The sequence below is a fragment of the Paenarthrobacter sp. NPDC092416 genome, from assembly GCF_044755025.1.
In the GTDB taxonomy this organism is placed as follows: Bacteria; Actinomycetota; Actinomycetes; order Actinomycetales; family Micrococcaceae; genus Arthrobacter.
The window spans coordinates 228,630-246,153 of sequence record NZ_JBIVQG010000002.1 but is presented as its reverse complement, the minus strand read 5'-3'; the positions used below and the strand labels follow the sequence as shown (position 1 = coordinate 246,153).

18 protein-coding genes are annotated in these 17,524 nt (G+C 60.7%); 10 read left to right on the top strand and 8 right to left on the bottom strand.

The features are described 5' to 3' along the window. Positions 1-4 precede the first annotated feature (4 nt). The 3 genes from ACIQC5_RS05300 to ACIQC5_RS05290 all read left to right on the top strand — a co-directional run bounded on the left by ACIQC5_RS05300 (position 5) and on the right by ACIQC5_RS05290 (position 2,601). Positions 5-655: a hypothetical protein gene (locus ACIQC5_RS05300; RefSeq protein ID WP_400279076.1), complete on the top strand. Its 651-nt coding sequence runs from the start codon at positions 5-7 to the stop codon at positions 653-655. Positions 656-953: 298 nt separating this feature from the next. Then, positions 954-1,517, top strand: coding sequence for a hypothetical protein (locus tag ACIQC5_RS05295; protein WP_400279073.1), 564 nt, complete (start codon positions 954-956; stop codon positions 1,515-1,517). Positions 1,518-1,776: 259 nt separating this feature from the next. Further along, positions 1,777-2,601: an FG-GAP repeat domain-containing protein gene (locus ACIQC5_RS05290; RefSeq protein ID WP_400279070.1), complete on the top strand. Its 825-nt coding sequence runs from the start codon at positions 1,777-1,779 to the stop codon at positions 2,599-2,601. A gap of 115 nt (positions 2,602-2,716) precedes the next feature. Here ACIQC5_RS05290 and ACIQC5_RS05285 read toward each other — a convergent pair whose 3' ends face one another. Next, positions 2,717-5,605: an NPCBM/NEW2 domain-containing protein gene (locus ACIQC5_RS05285; RefSeq protein ID WP_400279067.1), complete on the bottom strand. Its 2,889-nt coding sequence runs from the start codon at positions 5,603-5,605 to the stop codon at positions 2,717-2,719. Between the two features lie 685 nt (positions 5,606-6,290). Here ACIQC5_RS05285 and ACIQC5_RS05280 point away from each other — a divergent pair. The 5 genes from ACIQC5_RS05280 to ACIQC5_RS05260 all read left to right on the top strand — a co-directional run bounded on the left by ACIQC5_RS05280 (position 6,291) and on the right by ACIQC5_RS05260 (position 9,395). Next, the gene (locus tag ACIQC5_RS05280; protein WP_400279065.1) at positions 6,291-6,533 is read left to right on the top strand and encodes a hypothetical protein; all 243 of its coding nucleotides are present in this window, start codon (positions 6,291-6,293) and stop codon (positions 6,531-6,533) included. Between the two features lie 61 nt (positions 6,534-6,594). Beyond that, positions 6,595-7,341 (top strand): type II CAAX prenyl endopeptidase Rce1 family protein, encoded by a 747-nt coding sequence (locus tag ACIQC5_RS05275; RefSeq protein WP_400279062.1) that lies wholly within the window; start codon positions 6,595-6,597, stop codon positions 7,339-7,341. Further along, positions 7,338-8,258 (top strand): ABC transporter ATP-binding protein, encoded by a 921-nt coding sequence (locus ACIQC5_RS05270; protein WP_400279059.1) that lies wholly within the window; start codon positions 7,338-7,340, stop codon positions 8,256-8,258. Before ACIQC5_RS05275 ends, ACIQC5_RS05270 begins: the two co-directional genes overlap by 4 nt. Then, a complete protein-coding gene (locus tag ACIQC5_RS05265; RefSeq protein ID WP_400279056.1) occupies positions 8,255-9,001 on the top strand; it encodes a hypothetical protein in 747 nt (248 codons plus the stop codon). Before ACIQC5_RS05270 ends, ACIQC5_RS05265 begins: the two co-directional genes overlap by 4 nt. Positions 9,002-9,029: 28 nt before the next feature. Further along, the gene (locus ACIQC5_RS05260) at positions 9,030-9,395 is read left to right on the top strand and encodes a hypothetical protein (protein ID WP_400279054.1); all 366 of its coding nucleotides are present in this window, start codon (positions 9,030-9,032) and stop codon (positions 9,393-9,395) included. Between the two features lie 28 nt (positions 9,396-9,423). Here the strand turns inward: ACIQC5_RS05260 and ACIQC5_RS05255 are convergent, their stop codons facing one another. Continuing rightward, complete coding sequence (locus tag ACIQC5_RS05255; protein WP_400279051.1) at positions 9,424-9,696, bottom strand: hypothetical protein; 273 nt, start codon at positions 9,694-9,696, stop codon at positions 9,424-9,426. Positions 9,697-9,951: 255 nt separating this feature from the next. Between ACIQC5_RS05255 and ACIQC5_RS05250 the strand changes: the two genes are divergently transcribed. Further along, on the top strand, positions 9,952-10,359 hold the full coding sequence (locus tag ACIQC5_RS05250; protein ID WP_400279049.1) for a hypothetical protein: 408 nt from the start codon (positions 9,952-9,954) through the stop codon (positions 10,357-10,359). A gap of 18 nt (positions 10,360-10,377) precedes the next feature. Here the strand turns inward: ACIQC5_RS05250 and ACIQC5_RS05245 are convergent, their stop codons facing one another. The 3 genes from ACIQC5_RS05245 to ACIQC5_RS05235 are packed head-to-tail and all read right to left on the bottom strand — an operon-like array spanning position 10,378 to position 12,880. Beyond that, positions 10,378-10,986, bottom strand: a complete 609-nt coding sequence (locus tag ACIQC5_RS05245; protein WP_400279047.1) for a TetR/AcrR family transcriptional regulator — start codon at positions 10,984-10,986, stop codon at positions 10,378-10,380. A 27-nt stretch (positions 10,987-11,013) separates the two neighbouring features. Next, a complete protein-coding gene (locus ACIQC5_RS05240; protein WP_400279044.1) occupies positions 11,014-11,859 on the bottom strand; it encodes an alpha/beta fold hydrolase in 846 nt (281 codons plus the stop codon). A 28-nt stretch (positions 11,860-11,887) separates the two neighbouring features. Continuing rightward, entirely contained in the window at positions 11,888-12,880 is a 993-nt protein-coding gene (locus ACIQC5_RS05235; protein WP_400279042.1) for an NADP-dependent oxidoreductase, read from the bottom strand. 371 nt (positions 12,881-13,251) lie between these two features. Between ACIQC5_RS05235 and helR the strand changes: the two genes are divergently transcribed. After that, entirely contained in the window at positions 13,252-15,420 is a 2,169-nt protein-coding gene (gene helR / locus ACIQC5_RS05230) for an RNA polymerase recycling motor ATPase HelR (protein ID WP_400279039.1), read from the top strand. On the opposite strand, the gene ACIQC5_RS05225 is transcribed toward helR, so the two are convergent. The 3 genes from ACIQC5_RS05225 to ACIQC5_RS05215 are packed head-to-tail and all read right to left on the bottom strand — an operon-like array spanning position 15,407 to position 17,497. After that, on the bottom strand, positions 15,407-16,567 hold the full coding sequence (locus tag ACIQC5_RS05225) for an alcohol dehydrogenase catalytic domain-containing protein (protein WP_400279037.1): 1,161 nt from the start codon (positions 16,565-16,567) through the stop codon (positions 15,407-15,409). The two genes, helR and ACIQC5_RS05225, sit on opposite strands and share 14 nt — an antisense overlap. Beyond that, positions 16,560-16,865 (bottom strand): putative quinol monooxygenase, encoded by a 306-nt coding sequence (locus ACIQC5_RS05220; protein WP_400279034.1) that lies wholly within the window; start codon positions 16,863-16,865, stop codon positions 16,560-16,562. Before ACIQC5_RS05220 ends, ACIQC5_RS05225 begins: the two co-directional genes overlap by 8 nt. Next, on the bottom strand, positions 16,862-17,497 hold the full coding sequence (locus tag ACIQC5_RS05215) for a glycerol-3-phosphate responsive antiterminator (RefSeq protein ID WP_400279031.1): 636 nt from the start codon (positions 17,495-17,497) through the stop codon (positions 16,862-16,864). The genes ACIQC5_RS05220 and ACIQC5_RS05215 overlap by 4 nt, the downstream gene beginning before the upstream one ends. Between the last annotated feature and the right edge of the window lie 27 nt (positions 17,498-17,524).

Below are 17,524 nucleotides of genomic sequence, written 5' to 3'. Positions count from 1 at the left end.
GGTATTGAGTAACTACGATCTCGGCTCTGAGGCGTTAGTAGCCCAGGGACTTGAGAGGCTCCACGAAGAAGCCTTCGGTTCAACTGGCTTTGCTTTGGGGATGGACGAGGTAGTTGACATTGTCATTAAGCGGCCATCGTCCACGTATAGACGGGGCCATATGAAGTCGGGCACTAAGGTGGTGCAGCGTGAACGTGATGCTAAGTACTCAAGAGAGGCACTGAGCAAGTGGCTCGACGATTGCAGGATGCTCGCATTTGTTCCGGGTCGGGGAACATGGACCACAGCTGAAGTACACGTTTTCGCGGAGAGCACTGGTCAGCTGAACCTCTTCGATGAGGAACATCTGGATCGGATGCCGAACGGCAACTGGTACCCCGGCGCTCACCCGTCAGGAGCCGGAACATGGGCCCAACAGCTCCTCGCGTATCCCCGCACACCTGACAACATCCCGTCCTGGATGTGGGACATCTTCCGGGCCGAGGGAGTAACCCCTCCTGTTTACAATCCCGAGTTCAAGTCTGTGGACTGGAAGAACCGCCGCCGACCGGTGACGGAGCGGGGAACCGACTTCACGGTGGAACCAACAGTTATCGACCCTTCGCTTGAGCCAGGCGTCTTCGCAAAGATAGGCAAGAAACTCTTCGGCGGCTAGAACGACGCAAACCGTCACCAGGATGGACCCCATCAGCCCGGTGATGGGACCGCGTCTCAACCAATGCTGACGGCTTGCCAAACACCGGGCCCCGAGCCCGCCGTCGTCGACGTCTCTCAAAATTCACGGCAGGCCAGCCACGGTGAGCGGCCCAATGTCGCGAGCTTCACCAACCTTCCCGAACCGCAAGTAGGCTAAAAAGGTGGACTCCTTAAGGCTAAACTCAGACCCTTTTGTTGTTGCCGGTCTGAAGCGGCTTACTTCTGAAGCCTTTAGCGCGTCTGGTTTTGCTCTCGGAATGGATGAGGTTATCCACGTTCTAGTCCACCGCGGTTCCAGAACGATGGGCTATGGATACCTGGTTGAAGGAGGCCGCAAGACCACCAGAGGTCTAAAGGGAGGCAACGACGAGTTTTCTCGCGAGGCCCTTCATGATTGGCTGGACGAATGCCGATTCTTGGCGTACGCCCCGGGCATTGGAACGTGGACTACGGTCGAGGTCCGTGTCTTCCCTGACGGGCCAGGACGACTGGACGTGTTCGAAGAGGAACACCTCCGAAAAATGAACAACGGCCGTTGGTACCCCGGCGCCGAGCCGGCGGACGCAGCTGTGTGGGCCAAACAATTACTGAAATATCCAAGGACAAAGGACAACATTCCGTCCTGGATGTGGGATATCTTCCGGGCCGAGGGAGTAACCCCTCCGATCTACAACCCGGAATTCAAGTCGGTGGACTGGAAAAACCGTCGCCGACCGGTCACTGGCCGAGGAACTGACTTCGGCGTCGAGCCGACGGTGATCGATCCTTCGCTTGAGCCAGGCGTCTTCGCAAAGATCGGCAAGAAACTCTTCGGCGTCTAGGACGACGCGAACAGTCGCAAGAACAGCTCAGATTACCTCGGTGATTTCGCCCACGGACAGGTTGAATCGGCCCGCTCCTGACAAAGCGCCGCATTCAAGCTAAGCTCCCGTGCATCGTGTGATGACTACGTTGCTAATGGGGGTAACAGTAATGATCCGTTCGAAATCGACCACGAATCCATGCCGGAAAATGCCGAGAAAACAGGGACGCTTTCTTGTAACAGGAATGGCGCTGGCCACGGCATTACTCGTCGGCACAATGGCGATTCCTGCCCTCGCAGACCAGACAGCCACCCGTGCCCTCAGCGTCCCAAAGAACAACTGGGATTACATCGACATTAACACCGGCTACTTCGACGACGTTATGGCTCGTGACGCGGCAGGGGACCTTTGGGTGTATCCGGGAGACGGTCGTGGCGGCTGGAAGAAGCCCCGGTTCAAGATGGGTGAGGGCTGGAATACCATGACCGCCATCATCGGTGCGGGCAAATTCCAGAGCGAGTTCTGGGACGACGTCCTTGCCCGCGATACAAACGGTGACCTCTGGCTCTACCCCGCCGCCGGCGGGCAATTCAAGCCGCGAATCCACGTGGGAGTCGGCTGGAACGCCATGACCGCCATCATGGTCCCTGGCGACTTCAACGGCGACTACAGTGCCGACGTCATCGCCCGCGACGTCGAAGGGCGGCTCTGGTTGTACCCTGGCGACCACCAAGGCGGCTGGCACCCCCGCGTCCAAATCGGCCAAGGCTGGAACGTGATGACGGCCCTCATCGGTCGGGGTGATTTCAACGAAGACGGCAAACGGGACCTCCTGGCGCGCGACACCAGCGGACGCCTCTGGCTCTACCCCGGCAACGGCAAGGGCGGGTGGCTGCCCCGGATGCAGGTGGGCGAGGGCTGGAACGTCATGACGGCAATCATCGCCACCGGAAGATTCGACGCCTTTTCACACGGGTTCTCACAAATCATCGCCCGCGACACCAACGGAGATCTCTGGCTCTACCCCGGTGTCGGCAGCCGCAACCTCGAACCAAGGAAGAAGATCGGCGAAGGCTGGAACGTCATGACCGCCTTGGTCTGATGGCGGACGCAGGAATGGGCCCGCGGTTCCGAAAGATCGTCTGACCGGCACTGAACAGCTGTGGGGCCCGCTCCCGCGAGTCCCACAGCTGTCCTGCCTCAGCCGAGCAACCAGGTCACCCCAGGCCCACCGGCAGATTCCCGATGGCGATATCCATGATGTTCAGCCCTTCGTTGACCAGGGCACTGCCCTGCGGCAGGGTCACGCTCGCTACTTCGAATGCCGGCGGAATGTCGATCTTGGTGGCGAACACCTTTGCCGCCTCATCCACCCGGACAACGGTGGACGGGCCGCCGATGTAGGGCTGTGTGTGCCGTTGGTGATAAGCGGACGACGCCACCACAACGCTGGAATCGGTAGCCACACCGGAGAGCCAGTTGGGCAAGTTGAGCGTGACCTGCCTGCTCTGCCCATTGGTGAAATGAACGGTTGCCAAACCGGAGGACACGTTGCCCGTGGAGAACCCTGTCACCAGCAGTGTCCGGCCTCGACCCGAAAGAGCCACTTCCTGACCGGCGGCCTTCAGAGTGTCCGGAGTCCCGACGGCCGAAGAATGCCAAACAGACTTCACACCGAACGCCGAGTACGCCTGCCCGCTGACCAATCCCGCGGCCATCAGTGCGTTCTCAGAGAACGTCCGCCGATCCGCGGTGATGGCACCATTCCGGGGATTCGCCTCACTCGCCACAGACGTCTGGTTCACCAAAGCCCCAAAGGGCAACGCGGCAGGCGCAACCCCGGCCCCCTGGTAGGCGCCGATGTTCGGCGTCCCCCCGGTGGTGGGGTTGCCGAAGAAGTCCTTGCCGCCGTCGTCGTCAATGAGTGCGCCTGCACCGAGCAGCGGTGAACCTGTCGCGAGACGGTAGCCGGGGACGTCCAGCGCCCTCTGGCCACTGCCGCCGGCAACCAACTTCGGATCCGCGAGTACGGAACCGGCCTCGCCGGCCGGCGGGAGGATGCCGCCAAAGTAGGCGTTGTTCGCGTACGCGGCCGACGCCGTCTTGAGGCTTCCGCCGGGCGCCACGAAGAGGTTGTTGCGGACCTCGCGTGGTCCGGTCATGTCGTCCAGGAAGATGCGGGACGGGCAGTAGAAGGTGTTGTTGTAGATGTAGTGCTTACCCGTGCCGCTGCTGCTCCCGCCGATCCGGCAGTCATCCTGGGCGATGTTGTAGCGGAGGACGACGTTGGCTGACGTGGCGCCGCCCGCGCAGTTGGAGATGCAGTTGAGGTAGAAGCCGCCGGCGTTCCCGTACGAATAGTTGTATTGGAAGATGCAGGTGCCCACCACGTTGATGTCGCAATCCCAGGCGGTGGAGTCGTACGTGGACGTGACGCTGTTGCCCACCACGTTGTGCTGGAACAGGGTGTTGCGCGAGTTGTACGGCCACATTCCGGCGAAGTTGCCCGCGATGAACGGGTACTTGCCCATCCCAAGGTTCAACCCGCTGTTGTGCTCCACCAGCGGCGCGTCCGAGTTGTGCACCACAATCGCGTCACCGCCAACTTCATGAATCGCGTTGTGCCCGATGTACACGTTGCGGTGGTACTGCGACGTGTCGCCAGCAAGTTTAATGCCGCCGGCACCGGCGTCGTTGACCTCGTTGCCGGTGATGGTGATGCCGTTGTAGGCACCCGATCCGCCCTGCACCTGGACCATGATTCCCGCGGACAAGGGGAACTCGGCGTTGCGGGGCCCGGTCTTGTTGGACCAGCCCGCGACGTCCTCCACATGGTTATCGGTGATCACCACGCCGGCCTGCGCGGACGCTGTGGTGGTGTTAAAAAGGATGCCCACGCGGCGGCCCAGCTCGGCCGACGGGTTGATCACGTGCAACCCGCTGACTGTCCAGTGGCTCGCGTTGGTGATCTGCACAGCCGCCACGGCGCCGGCGCCGTTGACGGTTGGTTTGTCGCCGTCGCCATAGCTTGAGATCGTGATCGGGTGGTTCGCGACGCCGGTACCGGCGGGCGTCAGTGCGCCCGTGCAGCTGGTTCCAGCGCGCAACAAGATGGACTCACCGGCCGCGAAGGCTCCGTGCGCGTTGACCTGGGCAACCGAATTGAACGGACGTTGTTCGGTGCCGTCGCCCGGTTCAGCTGCCGAACAGTCCACGAAGAACGTGGTGCTACTGATCGTGACGATTGTTGCTGAAGTCTTGCCCGTGGACGGCGTGCCGAACGGGTCCGGTCCGCTGACGGCCAGCTCCGTGGTCCCACCCGCGGTTCCCACCGGAACCACGAACGTCAGCGTGGCAACGCCGTTCTGGTCCGCGACGCCGTTGGTCACCTTTTCGCCGCCGAGCGACAAGTCCACGGCGCCCAAGGGCTGCAGATCACGCACGACGACGGTCGCCGGAGTTCCCGGGACAAGCGCGCCAAGGTTGGTCTCACCTTGGGCTTCGAGACGGAGTGGTGCAGCGATGAACGCATCGGAGCAGTTGATCCTGGCATCGGCCCAGTCGGCGTGATCATTGCCGTTCCCTTCCGGGCCGGGCTCCACCTTGAGCTGCAGTGTGGTGCCGCCCCTCAGATCCACGTTGACGGGCAGAGCTCCGTCCGTTCCCTTCCGCTCCCCCGCGAATCGCTCCACGCCATCCACCAGGACTTTGAAGTCCACACGGCCGCGGTCGCCCTGGGTATCGTCCACCCCCACCTGTGAAAGGAATTGCCGGCACTGCCCACCAAGGTTGTAGGTAATCGACGACGCCGCATGGGTGCCGATGCCCTTCGGGTAAACGATCCCGCCGATGGTCAGCGGCCTGCGGTTGGCATCACCGAGCGCCTGGCCGCCGTTGCTCATGTCCAGCTCAGCCGGTCCCCAACCGTTGCTCATGCTGGCCCACGGCACGTCGCTGGCAAACACGACGCCGGTGGGAGGGGGAGGTAGTTCTGCTGCGGTTGCTGCGGGGCTGACTGCCGCAGTGGCGGCAACCAGCGTTCCCGCTGTCAGTGCCACGGATGCTGCGGCAGCGGCCCAGCGTTTGGCCAAGTTATGTGGGTGCAAGTGAGGCTCCTCGTTGAGTGGTTTCCTCAAGGAGTTTCTTGCTGGTGGTGAGGCCGGGGCAACGATATGCACAGTTCTGAACAGGCGGGCTGTATATCCGGCTCGGTCTGGCTGTTCGACGGCGTGTGCCAGCTGAGTGACGGTATGCACCAGCGCTGGTTGCAGCCCATATGTGGCCACGCCCCGAAATTCATGAAACAGGAAGCGACCCAAGGCGGCATTTGAGATGCAAGACTCGAATTTGACAACAAATGATTGTCGGAGGTAATGCCAACGCAGTCCGTAACCATTGGTTATTGACAAGCTGATTGCGATTATTTGTGCTATGGGAATCGCGTTTCAATCGCCGGATATCAAAGATATGTTGCCTATGGCCACTAAAACTAAATTGATTTGACTAACTACAAATCGACCCTCTAAGTTAGCAATGCACTCACAGTGGGTGTATTGAAAGGGGGACTTCATGAATTCACGGGATACGCGCGGTATCGTGCTCAATTGGAGTAAAAGAGGGGTGGCTGCGACTCTCGCAGGCGTAATACTCCTATCGGCACCCGGCGCCGTCCGGAGTATGTCCGGAACAACAGCAGCCTCATCTCCAGTTAGCATCTCGGCCGCATCCGCTGCACCGTCCAGCACTCAGGGACTTCTGCCAGCAACACTCTCGGCGACGGCGGAAACTACAGTGAGCACCACTGCCACAGATGCGCAAAAACGGATCAATATCAAGCCGGTCCTGGACTGGATCCGATGGGCAGCCCCATGGGTCTGGAACGCCATGGTCAACGCAGTAAAGTGGGGCTGGGGTGCTTTCCTGAACTGGTGGAACGGCCTGGCAGGATGGATTCGCAACACCATCAACTGGTTCATCGGTGGAGCCCTCTGGGACTTCTTCCTTGAACTGCGCCGGTACTTCTTCGGCTGGTAAGAGCACGACAGGTGGCTGGGTGCCTGAACGTCACCCAGCCACCAGGCAACCAGATCTTAGAATGGGGAAAGAGATCAAGCGCCTTCTCGCTCACGGAATCACCTTGGCGGTTCTGCTCAATGTCGCTATTGTTTTGGCTTTAGGCCTCTCCTATGAAGCGCTCGCCGCCGCTAGCGTTGATCCGCGACTCATCACCACGCTCTCGCTGATCATCTGCGGCTGTGCTGCTATCGCACTCCCTGCTGCACGCTTCAAGATCAACATGCTCAATCCAGGCCAGTCGGGGACCACCAATGGCGCACTGCATGTCAAGCGGTGCGCCGCACTGGCTGGCTGCTCCACTATCGGGATCGTTTGGATAGGCATTCAGGGGGGCAGTGACTTCCTAACGGCGGCCGTTGGCCCGGCTGCGATCCTGATGGAAGAAGTAATATTCCGCGGCCTCCCCTTGGTTCTCATCTACAGAATGGCAGCCTCCCGCACTACGCAAATCGGCATCGCCATAGTGTTTTCACTCACGTTTGCGTCGCTTCATCTATCTCCGCTTGCAGTCATGTACGCGGATCGCCTTCTCTTCGCAGTTCTGGCCGTCTTACTGGCAGTCCACTTCCGTTCAATATGGCCAGCATTCCTTTATCACCTGCTTTCCAATATCACAGCGACGTCCATCGCCGCCCCCTTGCACAATGACCACCAAGCCTGGATATATATTCCGATTGACTTGGCAATATTTTTACTGGTGTTTATAATGTGTTCACGAACAATAACCAAGAGAATTGTCTCAGAACGGACTAGCGTGAAATTATGACCCTGAGACTGGATAACATCTCGAAGTCTTTCGGAAACATAAAGGCCGTCCACGAGTTGAGCTTCAGCTGCGCTCCAGGGACGATTACCGGGTTCATCGGGCCAAACGGGTCCGGGAAATCCACCACGCTCCGAATGATCGCGGGCCTGACCCGGCCGGACGCCGGCTCCATTACGATTGCTGGCTCGCCCTTCCACGAACTGCTGAACCCAGGGGAACAGATAGGCTTCCTGCTTGATCCTTCGGCGCACCATCCCGGCAGGTCGGCCCGCGAAACAGTCACTTTGACCGCCGCAATGATGGGGCTTCCCATGCAGAGAGTGGATGCCGTTCTGGAGTCGGTAGGCCTGGCCAGTGCGGGTCGTCGAAAAGTACGGTCCCTGTCCCTCGGCATGCGCCAACGCCTTAGCTTGGCTATCGCACTCCTGGGAGATCCGAAGTACCTCGTCCTGGACGAACCGGCCAACGGGTTGGACGTGGAGGGAATGAGCTGGCTCAAGGCATCCATTCGGCGTTTTGCCACAGACGGCGGCGCAGTTCTCATCTCAAGCCACCTGCTGAATGAGCTTGAGTCCTACGTCGATCGCGTAGTCATCATTGACCGCGGTCGCGTGATCTCCAACTCATCCATAGGAGACCTGGGAGGAACGGAAGTCACGGAAGTCGACGGCCCTCACAGGTCTGAAATCAGGCGCGTCCTGCTTGCCGAGGGAATCGCACTGGCCGATGCCCCTCATTCCGCCAATGAGGGAATTTCAGTGATGTCGTCACCGGGGCGCGTCGGCGAAATCCTTTGGAGGAATGGCATCCAGGTGAGCCTACTGCACAGAAAGCCGGTGGAATCATTGGAAAGTTACTACAGTGAACTGACTTCCCCGGAGTTTGCAGCTGTCTCCAGGACGGAGGAGGGGAAATGAGCGGCCTCAGCAGTCCGGTATCGAACCCAATCGGCGTTGCCGTCTACGTCGAAATGCGAAAACTCATCAATACCCGCAGCTCACGATGGCTTCTCTTTAGCATGACGCTTCTCGGCATCCTGATGATCGTCGCGTTCGTGGCCGTCTCAGCCAGTCGCAATGAGCCCATTGACATGGCCATGATGCTTGCCGCGTTGGCGTTGCCCGCTGGCATAGGTGCTCCAATTATTTCGATTCTTGCGATCACCTCCGACTGGCAGCACCGCGACAATGTCAAGTTCTTCGTATTACAGCCAAGGCGTGGAGTGTTGCTTCTTGCAAAGTACATCGCTGTGGCAATCTTTGGTCTCGCCACAATGCTGGTGATTTGCGCGGTGGCATTTGCTGTGTCGGCAGGCTTCTCCGTTTTCACGAGTTCGGACATCATGTTCGGAAGCCTGAGCAGGAGCGTCTGGCTACTGGTTTGCGCCACCTTGGTTGGCGTCATGTCCGGGGCTGCGGTCGCTTCCGCGCTCCTGTCCACGCCACTCGCGATTGTCTTTGTGCTGTTTCAGTCTTTTGTTTTCGACTCGCTGATTGGTCTGGTCGCTGGCGATGCTACGCCATTTCTTCAATCAGCCACGTTCACGAACGTTCTGACTGAAGGCGGCGACGCGACAGCTGCCGCATCTTCAGCTGTCATATGGATCCTTATTCCTTGTGTGATCGGCATCTGGAGAAACCGAACCAAGGATGTTGTCTAACCGCATTAGGCGGGAATGGAGTAAGTCGATGGAAACCAGCACACAACAAGATCTTGTGTATGCATTGAGGCGGCGGGGAGTCGCTGAGAACATGATTCCCGGACTCCTCAAAGAAGCCAATGAAAAGAGTCTGAGTCTCGGCGATCAGTTCAGTGTGTCTGACTTCGTGGCAGGCGTTCCCCGCGGCACCGGCCTGTCCAAGGGCACGAAGATCGGACGCCTGGCCGCCATTTTCATCCTGGTGGGTATCGCCGCACAGCTGTTTCTCAGCGGGGTACTAGGGGTGCACCTTGGGTTTCCCGGCGTCCTCTACTATTACGGTGCGGTACTCGTGGGACTGAGCGTCCTTGTCTTTTCCGCGTACCGCGTTGACCGCAAATTGCCTCGGCTCTAGCCCCAAGTAAGTCTGCCGCCAAGGGCTCTCATTCGGGGCCGTATTCTTCTTCGAGTTCCGCGAGAACCTCGGCTGCAGTCCGGCTTCCGCCGTCCGCGAGGCGTCGAAGTTCCTCCACATCGCCGCGTTCTGAGGCAAGCTCGATGAGGAGGTCTACGGCGTCGGTACTCCCCTGCGCGGCAAAACGACGCAGTTCCTCAAGGTCGCCCCGTTCGGCGGCCAGCTCCACAAGCTGGTCAATGGCGTCCTGGCTCCCTTGGTCTGCCTGCGCCCGAAGTTCGGTCAAATCATCGTCGGTCATGGTCTGAACATTTCACATTTGCCTGCCGTCCGGTAGGCCGCGTTGCGATATGCAGGCCGGTGACTTGGATACTGGTTGGCTAGGCGATTCACGACGAGCCGGACCCGTGGCTGCGGTAGTCGTGCCGGGCATCTGCATCGACTGGTTCCAGCCGGCCAACCAAGAAGCTTGCATTTCCCAAACAGGCCGCGCCGATGCCTTGAGCCGGCGAAGCATCGAAGGCATCCTTGGAGGGAGAACCTGTTGGAGGCTGCGATGGACCCATCAAATACAGGCGCACAACCGGTGACACCGGCCGGGTTGCTGGCGTCACTGACTTATATCGACAACGTCGGATTCCACGGGATCGCAACCACCCTCACCGGCCCGGACCCAAAGATCGACCGGAACTGGGCTGCGTTGATCCGCAACGCACACATCGCCGTCGCAGCTATCACTTGGCCGCTCGATCTTCAGGCCACTGCCAGCCGGTTCACCTATGCGGCCGACCAGCTGATCGCTGTCCTTGAAAGGCGTGACACGGCCTCAGTTGCCGAGCCCGCCAAGGAACTCCACATCGCCTACCACGCACTGAGCGACGCAGGTTGGAGCCATCTTGCCGCGGTTGCGGGAATCACCACCGAAGACGCCCACGACCACCACGAGCACGGGCACTCCCACTAAGGACTGCGCCTGTAGTCGCTAGCTCCCTGCGGCCAAAACCACGGCGATCTGATCGCGGATCTCATCTCCGACCTGCTCGTCGGTGAGACCGCTATTGGCGGAGGACGTCATGCTGATGAACATGATCGCCGAGATGACGCGGGCAATCTTCGCTGGGTTCCGGGCCAGCAACTTCTCGTCCCGGGCCAACACCTCTGCGATGGCGGCTTCGGTGCGCATGGTCAGCGCAAGCGCCTCCGCATGGTGGGGTTCGCTGGGATCACCGAAGACGATCTCTTTCAGATAGGTCCGGCCATTCTCGATCTGGACGCGGTTGCATTTGATGATGGGGCGGATGATCGCCATGATCCCGTCAAGGACGGCTTCTTCCTGCTCTGCCGCGGCGACGCCTGAGTTGAGCGCTTCGGCGTATTTGACGTTGTGGACCAGGAGAAGCAGCTCCGCCTTCGTCTTGGCGTACAAGAACAAGGTTCCCGATCCGACGTCGGCCTTTTCAGCCACCTGCTGGGTGGTTACCTCGTCTACCCCGTACTGGGTGAAGAGCTCGCGGGCCGCAGCGGTGATGCGGTCAAGCTTCTCCTGCTTATTCCGCTCACGTCGGCCAATCGTCTGGGGCACAGCCTGCATTCAAATACCGTATCAGCGGTTATTGGATCATCGGCCCAGGAATTCGAGGGCGACGGGGACGAACTCCTGGTGGTACTGGAAGATGCCGCCATGACCTGAATCCGGGTAGATGATCAGTTCGCTCCCCGGAATCCTACGGTGCATATCCTCGGAGAGCCGGGACGGAACCATGCGGTCGTTGTCGCCGTTGGCGATGAGCGTCGGCTGGGTGATCGCGCCCAGGGTGGCCGGTTCCGCGCGACCCCACTTCTTTATGGCCTTCAACTGCGTCTGGAAAGCCTTGGTTTTGATGGGTGCGTCCCGGTTGGCGATGCGCTCATTGAGCCGCTGGACAAACGCCCTTGCGGCGGGCTTGCCGGCCGCATTGCGGTTGAAGAACAGAAATTCCTTGGGGTCTTGCCGGCTCAGGGTGGCTCGGAGAATGTCGTAGTAGGTGACGCGGGCCACCTTGTCGATGTCCTTCCCACCTGCAGGACCCGTGCCGGCAAGGACGAGCTTCCGCACCAGCTCCGGGTATTTGAGCACCAAAGCCTGGGCAATCATGCCTCCAAGCGAGAATCCAAAGAGGTCTACTTTCTGGTACCCGAGCGCCCTGATGAAGGACGCGGCGTCCTCAGCCATCTCCTCGATCGTCCCCGGAACGTTACCGGTTGTGGCACCCACACCGCGGTTGCTGAAGGTGATCACGTGGTGCTTCTCAGCGATGGGGTCGATGATGGACGGGTCCCAGTTGTCCATTGTCGCGGCGAGGTGGACCAGAAAGACGACAGGGATTCCACCCTTCGGGCCCAGCTCACGGTAACTGTAGGTGACCCCGCCAGCGGTGACGGTGCTGACAGGTGCGTGCTTGTATGCGGTGATGACATTGCTCATGATGTTTGTTCCTGACTAGTGGATCCAATTAGTGGCTGACTACTGTTTTGCCGCGGACGCTGCCCTTGTCCAGCTCCGCAAGGACGTCCGGCGTCTGGTCGAACGGGACTACCCGGCCCACCACAGGGCGGATTTCCCCAGCGTCGATGAGCGCGGCAATCTCCCGGAGCTGGCTGCCGTTGGCGCGCATGAAGAGGAACTCGTAGGTGACGCCGAGACGACGCGCTTTGCGCCGGATGCCAGCACCAATTAGTGCCACAGCGCCTTTCATCACGGCGTTTGCTCCGAGCTCTTGGGCAAAGCCGGGATCTGGCGGGCCTGAAATGCCGATGGCCTTACCGCCGGGCTTGAGAACCCTCAGTGATCGCTCCAGATTCTCGCCGCCGAGGCTATCCAAAACGAGATCGTAGCCATGGAGGAGCTCCGCGAAGTCCTCCGTCCGATAATCAATCACCACGTCCGCCCCGAGGTCGCGGACAAAGTCCGCGTTCCCGGCGCTGACGGTTGTGGCAACGATTGCCCCAAGATACTTGGCCAGCTGGATCGCGATTGAGCCCACTCCCCCGGCCCCCGCATGAATCAGGACCTTCTGGCCCGGGCTAACCTTGCCGCGTTCCACCAGCGCCTGCCAGGCGGTCAAGGCCACCAATGGCAGGGATCCCGCCTCGTCCATACTGATCGACGCCGGCTTGATGGCAAGATCCGCCTCGGCCACAGCGATCCGCTCGGCAAACGTGCCGATGCGATCCTTATCCGGGCGGGCGAACACCTCATCCCCTGGCTTGAAGGACCGTACTTTCGCACCAACACTGACCACGACTCCGGCGAGGTCATTGCCAAGGATCAGCGGCAGCCTGTAGGGGAGAACCTGCTTGAATTCCCCCTGCCGGATCTTCTCGTCCAACTGGTTCAGGCCGGCCGCCTTCACCTGCACCAGCACGTCTTGCTCCCCGACCACCGGCTCGGGAACGTCAACTTCTTGCAGGGGTTCTTTGTACTTATTGAGGACGAAGGCTCTCATTGGGGGTTCTCCTGACGAAATAACTGAGTTGACTCAATTCCGAGTGTACTCAATTCTTAAGTCAAGGGGAGGCCGCGGCTTCCTGACCTCCTTTTGCTTGGCCGCGGTCACTTTGCAGCTGATTGGGGTTGCTTTTGGGCTACTCGTGGTCCAAAGAGGGTCGCGAAGCCACGGCCCCCGGCTAACACGGCCCCCGGCTAACACGGCCCTTGGCTAACCCCGGCTAACACGGCGCCAGTGGCAAAAAGGCACGAAAAAAGGAGACACGTTGTGTCTCCTCACTTTCAATCTATACGGCACCGGGGGGCTTGCCGCAAGGCCCGGGGGTTCCTGCAAAATTGAGAGCCGAATCCGGATCAAGGAGCCGCCCCATGCCTCTCGCCACCAGCGCGTTCAACCTCCCAGACCACCTCACACCCAAGGCCAATCCATCTCTGATCGCAGCCGACGAGGAACGCTTCGCTGCTGTCGCGGAGAGCCTTGAGCAGTCCATTGCCGAGCTCTCGGAGCAACTCGATGCCGTACGCAAAGCCCCCGGACGCCTTGGCCAGGAAGCGGTGGAGAAGGACGTCGAAACCCGACGGCTCGCCGGCCGTTTACGGGCTTTGCGGCGCTTCGGACTGGACCTTTGCCTTGGCCGGATGGTCCCGCTCGGGCAGTCCGAACCCATGTACATTGGACGGCTTGGCCTCACGGACGGCGAGGGCCGCCGGTTGCTCATCGATTGGCGCTCCCCTGCCGCTGAACCGTTTTTCGGTGCGACCCACGCCAATCCGATGGGCCTGGCAAGCCGCCGTCGTTATCGCTGGACCCGGGGCCGGATTACCGACTATTGGGACGAAGTTTTTACCCCGGACGAGTTCGAAGGGACCGCCGCGCTCGAGGACCTGTCCGCGTTCATCGCCAGCCTGGGGAGCAGCCGATCCGCCCGAATGCAGGACGTTCTGGGGACGATCCAGGCTGACCAGGACGCCATCATCCGCGCGTCGTCGCGGGGCGCATTAGTGGTCGACGGCGGTCCGGGTACAGGTAAGACTGTGGTCGCCTTGCACCGCTCGGCGTATCTGCTCTACTCCGATCCCCGGCTGGGTCATCGTCGCGGCGGCGTACTGTTCATGGGCCCCCATCAGCCCTACCTGAACTACGTCGCGGACGTCCTTCCCAGCCTCGGCGAAGAGGGGGTTCAGACGTGCACGCTGCGGGACTTGGTGCCCGAAGGGGCGACGGCCGCGCTCGAGCCGAATCCCGCCGTCGCACGTTTGAAGTCCTCTGCCCGCCTGGTGAAGGCGATCGAGCAGGCCGTCCGGATTTACGAGAAACCGCCCCGTGACGGCATGGAAGTCCAGACGCCATGGGCCGACGTCTGGCTCACTGCGGACGAATGGGCCGAGGCATTCGACGCGCCTGCCCCCGCTACTCCGCACAACGAGGCGCGCGACGAAGTTTGGGAGGAACTACTCACCATTTTGGTGGACAAGTTCGACGCCGACGACGTCCCGGAAGACGTGCTGCGCAGGGCCTTCTCGCACAACGCGGATCTGGTGTCGGCCTTCACCAGGGCATGGCCACTGCTCGAATACACCGACGTCGTCAGCGACTTCTGGAGGGTTCCGGCGTATCTGCGTTTATGTGCACCCTGGCTCACTGACTCTGAGATAAGCGCGCTGCAGAGACCTGATCCCATGGCCTGGACGGTGTCCGACCTCCCACTCTTGGACGCGGCCCGCCAGCGACTCGGCGACCCCGAAACGTCACGGCGAAAACGTCGGCGGGAGGCGACTGCTGCCGCTGAGAAAGAGCTAATGGACCGAGTGGTTGAAGACCTGGTGGCGGCCGATGACTCCGAACTGCTGGTGATGTCCATGCTGCGCGGGCAGGACATGCAGGACAAATTGGTGGATGATTCGTCGGCACCGATTGCTGATCCGGACGTACTCGCTGGCCCGTTCGCGCACATCGTGGTGGACGAGGCACAGGAGTTGACCGACGCGGAATGGCAAATGCTATTGCTCCGTTGCCCGTCCCGGAGCTTCACCGTGGTTGGGGACCGCGCCCAGGCCAGGCACGGATTTGCGGAGTCCTGGAATGAACGGCTGGAACGCGTCGACCTGGTCAATGTGAACCTTGCGTCCCTCAGCATCAATTACCGAACGCCCGAGGAAATCATGGTGGAAGCCGAGCCGGTTATCAGGGCCGCGCTTCCCGACGCGAACGTGCCCACGTCCATCCGCAGCAGTGGCCTGCCGGTGGTTCATGGGTCCGCCGCGGAGCTCGAATCGATCCTGGACACCTGGCTCAGATCGCACGCCGACGGGGTTGCGTGTGTCATCAGCCGAGATGGCGTCTCGCTTCCGGCCTCGCCGCGCGTACGTCGGCTGACGCCGGAATTGGCGAAGGGTTTGGAGTTCGACCTCGTGGTCCTCATGGACCCGGAGTCATTCGGTCCGGGGATCGACGGGGCGGTGGACCGTTACGTCGCGATGACCCGGGCCACGCAGCAGCTGGTGATCCTCACGTCTACACCCTTCAGTCAAAGGTAGCCCCTTCGTCAGCTGAAATGGTCTGGTTTTGGGGTGCCGAGAAGAGTCGCCGCACGATTTTTCCATCCGCCAAGGAGTCCAAGGCCTCATTTATTTCCGTCAGCGGGCGTGTGTCGGTATGGAGCAGTTCTACGGGCAGCTTCCCGTGGCGCCACATCTGCAAGTACAAGGGAATGTCACGGGACGGAACCGAGTCACCCATATAGGACCCGAGCAGGCGTTTGCCCGTCCCCGCGAATTGGAGGGCCTGGGTCGTGATCGTTTGATCAGGGTGGGGCAGGCCGACGGACACCAGAGCTCCGCCGCGCGCCAGGAGGCCCAGGCTCGCCTCCATGACCCGTGCGTTTCCAACCGCCTCGACGGCGACATCCGCACCGCCGTCGGTATGGGTCGCAACCAGTGCCGCAGCGTTATCTGGCGTCGTAACGTAGTCGGCTCCGCAGCGGAGGCCGAGTTCCTTCTTTTCTGCCAGGGGGTCGATTGCAAGGACGGTTGTTCCGGGTATTTGCGCGGCGGCCATGACTGCCATGAGCCCCACAGCTCCGAGGCCGAAGACGATGACGGACTGGCCCTCCGTGACCTGGGCGGTGTTTAGCACGGCGCCAATCCCGGTCAGCGCGGCACAACCAAACATGGCCGCAACGTCAAAAGGAACGTCCTTATCTATCACCACCAACGACTCACGGGCCACCACCACGTACTCGGAAAAGGCCGAGACACCGAGGTGGTGGTTGATTCGCTCCCCGGAAGCGCCCCTCAACAGGGCGTCTCCATGGAGCAGGTCTCCGTTGGTGTTGGCATCTGCGCCCTTGTGACATAGTGCAGGGCGGCCGGCAACGCAAGCGCGGCACATCCCGCAACTGGGTACGAAGACGAGCACAACGTGGTCCCCTACTTGTACGTCGGTAACCTCGGCCCCGATCTCCGTGACGATGCCCGCGGCTTCGTGACCCAAGGCCATTGGAAGGGGCCGGATCCGCGAGCCATCCACCACCGACAGGTCAGAATGGCAAAGGCTGGACCGCTCGATCTTCACCTGCACTTCCCCTGTGCGCGGAGCAGGCAGCGGGATTTCTTCGAGCGTGAGCGGAACACTGACAGAGTAGGGGCGCGTTTGACCCGCGTTGCGAAGCACGGCGCTACGCATCGGCACGTCCTTCATAGGTTTCGATCTCGCGGCGAACCAACCGGGGAATGATCCGTTGGACGCCGATGGACTTGAAATGCTCGTACTCGCGGTGCTTAGCGAACCCGCCCGCATCCGTATAACGTTCCAGGATCACGAAATGCGCGGAGTCGTGCACGCTCCGGAAGAACTCGTAGGACAAGTTCGCCTTCTCCTGTCGGCTGGCTTCGGCCAGCTGTCCGAGGAGTTCTGCAACGGTTTCTGTCTCCTCCGGCTTCACGTAGTAGTGTGCGATGACTTGGAAGTATGTCTGGGTCATAGGTTTTCTGTTCTTCCCACAGATCTATTTGATGATCGATTCGTTGCCGGAACGTGGCCCGCCAGGTCCCAGAGATCCACAGCACTGGTGGACACCCCCTTGGCCCCCTCCCTCAGCGCCCTGGCTACATCCTCGCCGGTCCGAATGAAACCGGCTGCAATGAACGGGGCCAGGCTTCGGCGTTCCGGCGGAGACAGATGCGCGATCACGGGCCAAGGCATGACTTGAACCAGGTGTGGTCTGCTCTGCTCCACCGCGGCCGTGCTGCGCGGCAGGTTGGACCGATCCGTCACGAAGACTTTTTGCATCGTCACCATGTCCATGGTGTTTGCCCTCTGAATCAGGGCAGTCTTGGTACTCACAACACCTTCGGTTCCGATCTTCTTCAGGTACTCCAAGGCGCCACGGTCCTGTCCCAAGCCCGAGCAGGCGTCGATGTTCACGAATGTGAACTTACCGGCGTCGGTCAGGACGTGAAGCAGACCTTCGAGTTCGTGCAAGGCCACGTGAGCAAGGATGCACACCTGGCATCCCGAAGTGAGGAACCCCGGGACGGAATCGACGCCGAACACGGACGCGATGACCGGGTTCCGCGTGAGTCGAACCTCAAGTTCCTGGGGAAATTCGATCATTTAAGGGTCCTCACTAATGGACTGAGT